Below are 11918 nucleotides of genomic sequence, written 5' to 3' on the forward strand. Positions count from 1 at the left end.
CCTCCATAAACTTTCACGATGGAGTGGAATCGTGAAGAACTATGATGCCGTTGTCGTGGGTTCGGGGCCAAATGGCCTTGCAGCAGCGATTACTTTAGCTCGCGCCGGCCTTGCCGTGAAAGTCTTTGAGAAGTCAGACTTCGCGGGGGGAGGACTGCACACTGCTGAACTGACACTTCCCGGTTTCTTGCACGATGTTTGTTCGGCGGTTCATCCGTTAGCTGTGGTTTCGCCTTTTTTCAAGTCATTGCCACTTGCCAAGTATGGTCTTCGCTGGGTGCATTCTCCTTTAGTTCTAGCGCATCCGCTTTTGGATGATGAGGCTATTCAAGTGGAAGTCTCTCCGGAAGATACAGCTCAGAATCTCGGAGACGATGCAGGAACATATCTTCGCTTTATTGAATCGATGACTAAGTATAGTGATGAGATTTTTGCCGACATCTTTCGGCCGGCATTGCATTGGCCCCGATTTCCCGCGGTGTGGGCCCGTTTTGGGATGAGTGCACTGATGCCGGCAAAAACCTTCTCGCGACTGCGCTTTCGTGGGTCTCGAGCGCGGGCTTTGTTTGCAGGGATTGCGGCCCATTCGAATATTCCACTGGATCGCTACGGCACGACGGCGGTGGGGCTGATGTTAAATATGTCGGCGCATATGCAAGGCTGGCCTATTCCAGCCGGCGGTGCGCGCGAGATTGCTAGAGCAATGGTTGCATACTTTCAAGCACTCGGTGGAGAGGTGGAACTCGGGTATCATGTCTCGGGACCGGCTTCGTTGCCGGCGAGCCGCTATGTGTTTTTGGATTTAACACCGAGACAGATTCTACACTTCTTCGGTCAAGAGCTCCATCCAAGAGAGCGGAGAAATTTCTCTCATTTTCGTTATGGACCTGGAGTTTTTAAAGTGGACTGGGCTCTTTCACAGCCGATTCCCTGGAAGGACCTTGCTTGTTTTGATGCAGCAACGGTGCATCTAGGAAATCACGCAAAAGATATATTTCACTCTGAAGAAGGGCCTGCACGCGGTGAAATTAAGCCGCAACCATTTGTTTTGCTGAGCCAGCCAAGCTTGTTTGATAAATCACGCGCGCCAGAGGACAAACACGTCGCCTGGGCTTACTGCCATGTTCCGCAGGGCTCGCAGATCGACGCCACCGCGATCATTGAGAATCAAATCGAAAGATTTGCGCCGGGATTTAAGAAGGCGATTCTTGCGAGAAGCGTTTTGAATGCGTCAGCTCTTGAGAAGATGAATCCGAATCTTATCGGTGGAGATATTTCGGGCGGGGACATGAGTCTGAAGCAGCTGTTGTTCCGACCGGGATTTAAACTCAATCCTTATCGTCTGGATGTTGAAAAATATTATATTTGTTCGTCATCAACTCCGCCGGGACCGGGAGTCCATGGCATGTGTGGATTCAATGCGGCTCAAGGCGCGCTCGGTGGCCGGAGTCTGCAGTCTTACTGAAATCTGATTCGTTTATTTGTTTGGACTGCGGATGTCACGATACATTCCTTGCTCTAAGTCTAGCCGATGTATAATATAGATGGGTTGCTCACTGATTCTTTTTTGTGAGTAGTAATGGTCAAGTCTGACAAGCCTCTTAGATCCTCAGCCTGTAAAAATCGGATTTGGTGTTTATAAACTTCGCACGACGTGTTTATGGACGAGCCGAGCGTGCCTTTTTTCAAAGGAAGAAAAATGACCATGCGTAGTTACAAAACAACCAAAGGAACCGAACTGCCTCTATTGAACCTTCGTGGGAAGGAATATTTGGAGGTGAAATATCGTCTCGTGTGGTTCCGCGAAGATCATCCGGATTGGTCGATCGAGACGGAGCTTGTATCTGTCACTGATGTTTCAGCTTACGCGAAAGCAACAGTGCGTGATGATAAAGGAAGAATTATTGCCACTTCCCACAAGTACGAGAGTATTCAGGGATTTCCCGACTTCATCGAGAAAGCGGAGACCGGCGCCATTGGCCGTGCTTTGGCGTTAATTGGTTACGGAACACAGTTCTGTGCCGATGAACTAGATGAAGGCAAGCGCATCGTAGATTCGCCGGCGACTCCGGCTCGTGTTCAGCGTGCGAATAACTTTCCGAATGACAGGATTGCAAGAGCTCCGAAGCTTGAAGCAGGTCCTGACGGCGAAGCAGAATCTGCACCTGAAACAGAAGAGCAGAGCGCCAGCACAGGCTCCACAGAGCCCGGTGATTACATGATCGCTTTTGGTAGGAAGTATAAAGGCAAAAAGCTGAAAGAAATTCCTAAAGGGGAGCTTGAAAGCTACATTCAATGGCTTGAGTCGAGTGCCGACAAGCAAGGTGCTCCGGTTTCACGCCAAGTGCAGTTTTTGAAACAAGCCTATAACCGGTTCTACAATGCGGAAGGTGCTTCACAGCACTAATAAGGCACAAAGATGAGCCAGCTATCCTTTGAAGCGCCCGATACTCAGAATCCGGCCGGTTCCCCTCTTGCGGGGGAGCGGCCTTCTTTTGTCACGAATCTACAGCAAGGTTTGATTTGTGGTCACATCGAGAAAATAGTTTTTCAAAATCCCGTGACCGGGCAGTGTTTGTTAGATGTTAAACCCGAGGGGCCGGTGAAAGGTCACTTCATGGTGGCGGGATATGCGGCCTCGGCTTTTCCAGGTCAAAGTGTCATTGTGAAAATCGCGCGCGAAGTTCAAGAGGGCGAGGTGAAAACTCTCCCGGCTGTTTCGCTGGAGATCGGGCCGCCGCTTATCGAGCGAACGATGCGGAAATTTCTGAAATCTCCGGCGATGGGGGAACTCAGCAAGAGTATCGCAAAGGCTCTTGTCGATAAGTTTCCACAGAATTTATTTGCCATTATGGATCTAGATCCAAAACGCCTCGGTGAGGCCGAGGGTGTCGGCGGAAAACGCCGTCAGCAAATAATTGAAGCTTGGGAAAAATTTAAATCTTTGGACAAGTTTAAAAAGTTTCTTTTTGCAGAGCACTTGCCGCTGGAATGGGCCGAGCTGCTATGGCCTCTCTTTGGGGCTGAGGCGCAGGAAAATTTTGTTAGAAACCCTTATGCTTTGGCTCGCGAACGAGGACTCAGTTTTGATCTCGTAGATGCCTATGCTCTTCGCCGCGGATTTTCGATTGAATCCGAAGAACGTCTGCGCTGCGCCTTAGGGGATATGTTACAAGAATATTACAAGCATGGCCACTGCGCCTATCCTGAAACGAAACTTTTAGAGGAAGCTGTTTTAAAATTGAATTGTCCTCGTGAAGCTTTAGAGAGTGCTCTTGAGATAGAGCTCATCGAAAAGAAATTTGTAGAAGATACCATTGGCCGAGTTCCGTGTATCTATCTGCATGATGTCTGGAGACTGGAACAAGAAGTCGCCCAGATGTTGAAGGCCTTTCAATACAAAGACACTCCCTGGGGCTGGCTTAATCTTGAAAAAGTTTTGACCTGGTCTCAGAACATTTTGAATTTACAGTTGGCGCCATTACAAAAAGAGGCCATTGAGACCGCGCTGTCTTCGCCGTTGACGGTGATTACCGGTGGGCCAGGAACGGGAAAAACCACCCTGGTGCGGGCGTTAACAACGATTCTGCAAACCCAGTTTTTAAAGTTTGCGCTTTGTACGCCGACGGGAAGAGCCGCAAAAAGACTTGAAGAAACCACCGGGCAGCCGGCGCAGACGATTCATCGTCTGCTCAAACTTAACGGTCTGACGGGAGAGTTCGCCTACAATCGGGAAAACCCTTTGGATGTGGATCTTGTTCTGGTCGACGAGATTTCAATGGTGGATATCGCACTAATGCATCATCTGCTGGAAGCTCTTCCTGATCACTGCGCTTTGATTTTAGTTGGCGATGCGGACCAGATTCCGCCCGTCGGCGCAGGAAATATTCTTCAGAGTATGATCGACTCCGAGAAATTTACGGTTGTTCGCCTGAAAGAGATTTTCAGACAGAGCGAGAAGAGTCTTATTAAAATCAATGCCCAAAGAATCAATATAGGTGAGATGCCTCTCAAAGGGGACGGCCTCGATTCCGATTTCAATTACCTTCCGGTTCATGGCAGCGAGGAAGCAAAGCGCATGGTTTTTGACCTCGCGACGCGTGTGATTCCGACAGAATATGGCATTACCGACATGAAGCAGGTGCAGATTCTAGTGCCTCTGAATACGGGAGCTCTGGGAACGCAGAAGCTTAATCAAGAGTTGCAGAAACTCTACACTGATGCGGACAAAGCTTCGGGCAGTATTCTGGGGTTTGAGCAAAACTTCGCTGTGGGTGACAAAGTGATGGTCATCAAGAATGACTATAAAAAGAATCTCTTTAATGGCGATATTGGTTTTATTCGAACGATCCATCATCTCGAGCAGTATCTAGATATAGAGTTCGATGACCGACGCATTCGTTTTGATTTTGAAGAACTGGATCGCCTGACCTTAGCGTATGCAATATCCATTCATAAGTCCCAGGGATCGGAGTATCGTGCGGTGATTGTGGTTATAACCTCGGAGCATTTGCCTTTGGCGCAGCGGCACCTGATTTATACCGCGGTGACTCGTGGGAAAGAGCTGGTGTTTTTGGTGGCTGAGCCTCAAGCTCTGCAGACCGCGATTGCTTCAGATGAAAATAATCGCCGTTGGGAAAAGCTGACAGAGCTTTTTTCTTTACTGAAATGAGTTAGTGGATAGTTCTTTGATGAAAATCTGAGCTACGTTTGAAAGCTGGTGACTTCCTTGATGGACTTGGCAGAGGCGATAATCGACCTTTTGGGCCCAGGCATTCATAGAGGCAATGATTTTGGTACCGGCTTGGCGGCTCGCGATGAAGTCGGGCAGAAAAGCAATGCCATGACCCAGGCGGGCCATTTCTGCGATCACCTCCCAGTTTTCAATCTCCATGCGAATAGCGGCCTCTTTGCCGCTGTGCTTGCGATAAGCTTTTTGCAAATCGAAAACTCCGGGGCTTTCGCGGGTGACTAAAAAGCCTTCCTCGGATTTTACCGAGAGATCCTCAGCGATTAAGCAGCGAAAGTTGCCTCGGTGAAGGATTTTCTTCTCAAGCGCAAGGGGGCTCCCGTCATCAAAAAGAATACCGACCTCGCATTCACCGGCTTTCACTTTAGTGACAATTTCCTGCGTGTTGCCGATCTGAACACTGGGCAGAACCTTTGGATACTTATCCGTGAGCTTACGAAGCAGGGCCGGAAGAAGATAGAAAGCCACACTGGAAGACGTCGCAATCGTTAGCGGGCCTGTGGGCTCGCTTTGCAATCCGCGAAGATCATTCTTGAGATTCTCGAGAAAGCTCTCAAGATCTGCCGCCTTCTTCACCAGGAGCTTGCCCTCTTCCGTGAGTTTGAAGCGGTTCCTGGTGTGAATCATCAGCTCACATTGTAAAACTTCCTCAAGCTTGCGGATCGCCTGGCTGATCGCCGGCTGACTGACGCCGAGCTTTTTGGCGGCAGCCGCAATGCCACCGAGCTCGGCGGCTGTTTTAAAGTACTTGAGATGATAGATATTCGGTTCGTTTGCCATAATAATAAAAAATTATAATTAAAATATATATAATCCATTTTTAATATTATGACAAGCTGTGTATAAGAGGTCCCATCAAAAAAGTGAGGATTCAAATGAAATTTTTTCTTCCATTCGTTGTCTTCTTCGGGGTTGTTCCAGCATTTGCTACACAAAAAAAATGCGATGTCGTTTTAACCACGCTTTCTGGAGAAACTCGTTCTACGGAAATTCTAACTCCGCGAGTGATCGAAGGTGCTGATATCGCTTCATATGTAATGGACAAGAATTTTGGTGATTTCAAAGTTTTTGTGAGCGAAGTGGATGGGAACTATTATGCGGGTATTCATGCAGGTGCTAACTATTCAACTGCTGAAGGCGTAGAATCAGTAACATTGACATCGTCCTATCGCAAACGTGGGATCAGTCTTAACTGCTATTAATTTATCAACCGGCAGACAGATTCTTAACCAAGTAGCTGAGTGATAGAAACCCCCAAACATTCAGCGATGGTTCTTAAGGTCGTGATCTTAGGGTCTGTTTGTCCGGCAACGATATAGTTCAATGTCGATCGTGCAATGCCATTCTCTTCACAGCAATGAATCCAAAAGTCATACACTGAAGCATATCCAGCCAAGATAATGGCAGTTTGAATGCGTTTCCCAAGATCAAGAAGATATTTCTGGTTGCGGTTGTCACGTGCCTTGAGTTTTTTCATAGTGTTCAAATTATAAACGTAATTTTAAGTTCATCGCGTCCAATATATAGGACGTTCCTATAGAATTTTTTGTACACAGCTTTCTTATCTATGCGGAACTACATCATAAATTGTTTTTGCTTTAGTATATCTGCCAAATTTGTTTAAAGTACTTGTGCGGTCAACCGATAGAGTGTCGTCCGATTCACTGGACGCAAAAGGGGGCGTATGGGGAAGTGGAGTTTGAATCTCAAGATCAGCGTTGTTGTCGCTGTTTTGGTTTCCACAATGGTTTTTATTTCTTATCTGGGTTTATCGCGCATGAGTTCCATCAACGATGCATTAAATGATATTGTTGGAAAAAATGCTGCTCGATTAGCTATAGCACTTGAAATTAAATCACTATTTTATCTGCAGTTAATGAATGAAAAGACATTTATTCTCGAAGACACGAAAGAGAGCATGCAACAAGTCCGCAATCTCATGGACAAACGTCATGAGGAAGTGAAGAAACTCTGTGCGGATCTCCATGCCATTTCTACTGAACTTGGCAAAGAAGAGATCACGAAGTTCCTCGAAACTTATGAGGCTTGGTTCAAAAAATCAGAAGAAGTTCAGGCTCATGCTTGGAACGGCGACGATGCCAAAGCCATTGAACTGAGCCGTAGTGTGACCAAAGGTCTCCGGGCAGAGGCCGAAAAGTACATTCTTAGTACGACCGATCGCAATCAGAAAGTCATGGACCGTGAAGCCAAAGAAGCACACGAGCTCTATCTGAGCTCACGCAGCCTCGTGATGGCGATCAGTTTGTTCTCGATCTTATTTGGTATTACTTTGGCGGCGATAGTTCTTGTGAAGCTCAGTCGCACTATTAACCGCGTTGTCACTGACCTCAGCCACAATGGCGATCAGGTGAACTTGGCGGCCCAGCAGATTTCGTCTGCTTCTCAAGGTCTGGCTCAAGCGTCTACAGAGCAGGCTTCGTCATTGGAGGAAACTGTTGCTTCGGTCGAAGAGCTGACGTCTATGGTGAAAGTAAATTCTGAGAATGCCCGCCAAGCCGCGGAGCTTTCAAATTCAACGGGCGCCGTGGCGGCTCGTGGTGAAAAAGAGATCCGAGATCTTGTGACCTCGATGAATGAGATCTCTTCGGACTCCAAAAAGATTGAAGAAATTATCAATGTTATTGATGATATCGCATTCCAAACAAATTTGCTGGCGCTGAATGCCGCGGTTGAGGCAGCTCGTGCCGGTGAGCAGGGTAAAGGCTTCGCCGTGGTTGCAGATGCAGTCCGTGCTTTGGCGCAAAGAAGCGCGTCTGCAGCTAAAGACATCGCGGGCCTTATCAAGGGCAGTGTCACAAAGATTGAAGTGGGGAGCTCTCAAGCCAATCAGAGTGGCGCCGTGCTTGCTGAAATTCTTGATTCAGTGAAAAAGGTCGTTCAGTTGAATAACGAGATCGCGTCCGCAAGTGAGGAACAATCCAACGGCATTGCTCAGATCAGTAAAGCGCTAAATCAGCTTGATCAAACGACGCAGGTGAATGCAGCCTCTTCTGAGGAGGCGGCGGCAGCCGCCGAAGAGCTCTCAGCTCAAGCTCAATCTCTTTCGAACGTGGTGATTTTGCTGGAAGAAACTATTAAGGGAGCCAGCGCCAAGACGGAGCATGCTATACCGCCAGAAGAAATGGCGCAGAAAAATCTTCGCAGCCTGCCTGAGAAGATAAATGCCGCGGCATAAACCGGCTTTTGGCAAATTTCTGAAATAAGATCTGAAAAGGACGCTCCGGCGTCCTTTTTTTGTTAGCGTTTTCGTATGAAGCTTTTTACGGTCGGTTATGAAAGCACAAGCATAGATCAATTTGTCGAGTTTCTAGCCAAGAAAGACATCGAGATCGTCGTCGATGTCAGGAAAAATCCTGTGAGCCGAAAGAAAGGTTTCTCTAAGAACCGCTTGGCTCAGAATCTTTCGGAGAAGGGAATCGAGTATCTTCACCTGCCGAGTCTGGGAGTGCCGGTGGAGTGGCGCCACAAAGCCAAGGCCAAGCTCATAACCCGGAATAAAATGTTTCAAGACTACGTGAAAAAGATTCTGCCGAAAGAGCGTAAGGACATAAATCTTATCAGAAAACTTCTCCGGGAAAAGAACACCTGTCTTTTATGTTTTGAAGCCGATGCGTCTGATTGTCATCGCCATAGAGTTTCTGAAGAAGTGCGTCGCTTAGATAAAAAAGTGAAAGTTGTTGATCTTGAAGTGCTGCCGCCAAATCTGCGTATGTGGCGTTAGCTCAAGAATGGAAAGCTCTGAACTGTCCAAATTTTTGACAAGTAAGAAGTCTTTCCAAGTTCCCTTATGCTCCCCCTGAAAAATCGAGCGCTCTCTGCTATAAGAATCGTTCACCTATATTCTGGAGAAAACTGATATGAAATTGCGCCCTTCACTTTTAGTTGCCGCTCTCCTGATCTCGTCCATTCAGGCTCATGCCTTTGAGTGGGCTTTTCAGCCTTCGCCGACGCCGGATCCTGTTCAGGAGGCGATTGAAAATCCTTACGGTCGTTACTACACACGTAAAGACATCGAACGAATCAACCGTGAAATCGAAACCGAAAGAAGCCGTGCTTCGGGAATGGCCAAAGGCCAGGTGATTACCATCGATACGCGGGACCAAGAGTCTTGCTTACTCATTCAAAAGCAGCTCGAGTCGTCACCTATGATGGGAGTGAACGATCCGCGCAGACTTTGTGATCAAGATCCACAGAATCCACTGACGAGTGTTGTGATTTTAAGCCCATCCAATGAAACTGAATGGCGTCGTGAAATCGACATTAGTCGGCTGAAATCTTCAGAAAGAAACATTTATACCAGCACACGCAATGCTTCTTTGGCGGCAGTGGGGGTCGCGGGCATTCTATATATGATGCCAGAGAGCGTGTCCAAGTGGGATAAAAGTAAAATGAAGAATCTCGGTAAGAACTGGCGCGACAACGTGAAGGCAGGTCCCGTCGTCGATAAAGACGATTGGGCTATTAACTTCATCGGCCATCCTTACTCGGGTGCGGCTTATTATCAAATTGCCCGCCATTCAGGTTTAGGGCCTTGGGGCTCCTTTGGCTATTCGGTTGTGATGTCGACATTCTTCTGGGAATACGGTGTTGAAGCCTTTGCGGAAGTTCCTTCGATTCAGGATTTGATCATTACACCGGTCATTGGATCGATTATGGGCGAGATCTTCTATCGCACAGAAATGAGGATCCGCGCAAACGACGGAAAAGTTCTGGGCTCAAAAAAATTTGGTTCTTTCTTAATGATCGTTATGAACCCAATGGGCGCTATTAGCGATGAGATTAATAATGTGTTTGGCAAGAAGGTTGTTCAAGATGCGCGCGCCAACTGGGTTGTGCGTCAGCGCAGCTATGGCTCGGGCCCGAATATCGAAAAGAGTGGGTTCTGGGGCCTCGAGCTACAGTTTAAGTTCTAACTATTTACAATTTGGCGGATCGATGAGGGGAGCTCTCATCGATTCTTCCACCAGGCCGTTAAGGTCTTTCGTCACGTCAAAGCTATTCCAATCAGTACATTTGATCTTTGTCGCATTCTTCTGTGAAAGCATGATCGAGCTCTGCGGATTTGCGATACTATAGAACTGATCCATCGTTTTATCATCGGCTTGCGTGAGGCGACGGAAGGTCCCTTGGGCAAACTTCGACTCTTCCCCTTTGCGAGTGACATAAACAATATTGTCACAGCCGAAAGCTTTCAGAACAAGAACCGGATGCAAGTCGCTCCAGCCGCCCGCCGAGAGCTGCGTGCGTGATAAGGCTTGGATGCGAGAAAGACCTGGCTCTGCCGGAGAAGTTGAAATCACATTTATCCACGCGCTTTCACCTAAAGACATAAATTTCTGAGATTTTCTATCGTTCTTATATTCTGAAACTGTCTTGAATTGATTTTCAATTTTTGTAAGACCGTCATCTTTACCCCAGTAACCGAAATGTAGGTCCTCTGGATTCACAGAGAAATCACCGAAATTTTCGTCGGTGGTCGTTTGATAGTCGATGTAGAGTTTCGTGAACTGCTCAACGGCGGCACCGGTTAAGACGGAAGTCGTCGGGAATGCCGGAATGTAAGCGCCGACGTTTTCATCGACACGATTTTTGCCACGGGCAGCGGATTCACGATACATCAAAGCTGCGCTGCCAATGAGTTGACGACATTGAGGACGCTTTTCATTGAGTTCACGCCAAGAGAGGTTTTGCGAACCGGGCGTACAGGCTTTTAAGAAGTCCTTCATGCGTTGCTCGATCTGGGGCCCTTTGCCGGATTCGTTATTGTAATTCGCATAGAAATTGCCCATTTGACCGAGGATCGATGCGAGCTTTTTAAAATCAATTAAACCAGGGCGGACAAAAAGAGTTTTATCAGTTTGCGCATCAAACTTGCCAAAGTTTTGAATCGCCTGGGAAATCTGGCTGCTACGATAGCTCAAAAGAGGCATCACCGCAGCGTCTTGTTGCATCGCCAGTTTCGCTGTTCTTTGCACGTAAAGAATGAACTCAGGATTAATGACTTCTTTAAGGTCGTTTGAGTTCATCAGGGTTTGCAATTGAGAGAGATGTTTTAGCAGCAAGGCTTTCGCTGCTGGACTTTTGATAGCATCTTCTATTTTAGGTGCCGTCGTCAGTAGTGCTTGGAAGGCACCTTTATCCGCGAGCAGGGCTTGAATTGCTTTGCCTTCGGGAGTTTGTGTCAGGGCCTCGAGGTAGCCTTGGAAAGACTTAATTAAGAGCGCTCGCTCACTATTGGTTTGGGCCAGGGGATTTAGAGAAATACTTTCGAGCAGGAACATCGTGATACTGGCTGAACTTCCACCGGCCATCGCTGCTGGAAGGCCTTGCTCTTCAACGATACTCGACATTGCACCCCAGTGCGCCGGCATCAGCTCACCGTTACCGCGAATCGCAGCACAGTATTGGGCCGCCGATGCGGAAGAAACTGTTGCTGTCAGGACCGAAGTGAAAAGCACTGAAAATAGTTTGGAAGCTCTCATGCTTGACCTCATTTCTGCGACTTAAACAGAGCAAGGGATATACCAGATGAGGAGCTTTTAAGAGGGAATTGAAAGGGCAGAACGTCCCGGGTTGCCGTTTCTTGCTAGGCACCCAGGGAAAACACGGCGTCTCGGTTTGAGACGGTTACTTCTTTTCTTTTGGGATGAATTTGCTGCCGGACTTACCAATAGGTTTTACCGGGCGGCGTTTCTTTTTCGGCACAGTGACCACCTCTGGAAGAAGGTCGCTGTAATCGCCATCATCTTCGTCATCGTCTTCAAGGGCTTCTTCTAAAGCGCTTTTCTTTACTGCGGTGACTTTCTTTTTAGGGCTGGTGTGAACGGCGCGCTCTGAGCGAGGCTTTGCTTTGGCGAAGCCTTCGATATCATCAAAACGAACAAGCGTCGTGCGGGTCTCGCCGATCACTTTCACACCGTCAGTGGTGATCATTTTAATCAAGCCGGTCACACCGATGTGGCCGAGATTTTCTCCAGAAAGGCGGTACTTAGTTTTGGGTGCGTCTTTTTGACGAAAGAGTTTGTTTAACTCATTCACATCGACAGTTCCGAATTCGGCTGCAAGGATTTTTACGATTTGAGTTTGCTTCATGGCCACGTCCTTTAAGGAGCGTGACCATAGCATGGTTCCAACGGGAATCGAAGCG

11 protein-coding genes are annotated in these 11918 nt (G+C 47.7%); 7 read left to right on the plus strand and 4 right to left on the minus strand.

Translation table 11 applies throughout. The features are described 5' to 3' along the window. Positions 1 to 31 precede the first annotated feature (31 nt). The 3 genes from JSU04_18110 (at position 32) to JSU04_18120 (ending at position 4672) form a co-directional block, all read left to right on the plus strand. Positions 32 to 1465, plus strand: a complete 1434-nt coding sequence (locus JSU04_18110; protein ID MBS1972226.1) for an NAD(P)/FAD-dependent oxidoreductase — start codon at positions 32 to 34, stop codon at positions 1463 to 1465. A gap of 234 nt (positions 1466 to 1699) precedes the next feature. Then, positions 1700 to 2407 (plus strand): hypothetical protein, encoded by a 708-nt coding sequence (locus JSU04_18115; GenBank protein MBS1972227.1) that lies wholly within the window; start codon positions 1700 to 1702, stop codon positions 2405 to 2407. Between the two features lie 12 nt (positions 2408 to 2419). Continuing rightward, on the plus strand, positions 2420 to 4672 hold the full coding sequence (locus JSU04_18120; GenBank protein MBS1972228.1) for an AAA family ATPase: 2253 nt from the start codon (positions 2420 to 2422) through the stop codon (positions 4670 to 4672). Here JSU04_18120 and JSU04_18125 read toward each other — a convergent pair. Further along, entirely contained in the window at positions 4661 to 5530 is an 870-nt protein-coding gene (locus JSU04_18125) for a LysR family transcriptional regulator (protein ID MBS1972229.1), read from the minus strand. The genes JSU04_18120 and JSU04_18125 overlap by 12 nt on opposite strands. 95 nt (positions 5531 to 5625) lie before the next feature. Between JSU04_18125 and JSU04_18130 the strand changes: the two genes are divergently transcribed. Next, the gene (locus JSU04_18130; protein MBS1972230.1) at positions 5626 to 5952 is read left to right on the plus strand and encodes a hypothetical protein; all 327 of its coding nucleotides are present in this window, start codon (positions 5626 to 5628) and stop codon (positions 5950 to 5952) included. Between the two features lie 23 nt (positions 5953 to 5975). Here the strand turns inward: JSU04_18130 and JSU04_18135 are convergent, their stop codons facing one another. Next, positions 5976 to 6236, minus strand: coding sequence for a helix-turn-helix transcriptional regulator (locus tag JSU04_18135; GenBank protein ID MBS1972231.1), 261 nt, complete (start codon positions 6234 to 6236; stop codon positions 5976 to 5978). 198 nt (positions 6237 to 6434) lie between these two features. Here JSU04_18135 and JSU04_18140 point away from each other — a divergent pair, with 198 nt between their 5' ends. The 3 genes from JSU04_18140 to JSU04_18150 all read left to right on the plus strand — a co-directional run bounded on the left by JSU04_18140 (position 6435) and on the right by JSU04_18150 (position 9684). Further along, positions 6435 to 7946 carry an MCP four helix bundle domain-containing protein gene (locus JSU04_18140; GenBank protein MBS1972232.1) on the plus strand — a complete coding sequence of 504 codons (1512 nt, stop codon included), beginning with the start codon at positions 6435 to 6437 and terminating at the stop codon, positions 7944 to 7946. 75 nt (positions 7947 to 8021) lie between these two features. Next, complete coding sequence (locus tag JSU04_18145; protein MBS1972233.1) at positions 8022 to 8492, plus strand: DUF488 domain-containing protein; 471 nt, start codon at positions 8022 to 8024, stop codon at positions 8490 to 8492. 136 nt (positions 8493 to 8628) lie between these two features. Next, complete coding sequence (locus JSU04_18150; GenBank protein MBS1972234.1) at positions 8629 to 9684, plus strand: DUF3943 domain-containing protein; 1056 nt, start codon at positions 8629 to 8631, stop codon at positions 9682 to 9684. Here the strand turns inward: JSU04_18150 and JSU04_18155 are convergent, their stop codons facing one another. Further along, a complete protein-coding gene (locus tag JSU04_18155) occupies positions 9685 to 11253 on the minus strand; it encodes a hypothetical protein (protein MBS1972235.1) in 1569 nt (522 codons plus the stop codon). Between the two features lie 145 nt (positions 11254 to 11398). Next, positions 11399 to 11863, minus strand: a complete 465-nt coding sequence (locus tag JSU04_18160) for a hypothetical protein (GenBank protein ID MBS1972236.1) — start codon at positions 11861 to 11863, stop codon at positions 11399 to 11401. Between the last annotated feature and the right edge of the window lie 55 nt (positions 11864 to 11918).

This window comes from Bdellovibrionales bacterium (assembly GCA_018266295.1).
GTDB lineage: Bacteria > Bdellovibrionota > Bdellovibrionia > Bdellovibrionales > Bdellovibrionaceae > JACMRP01.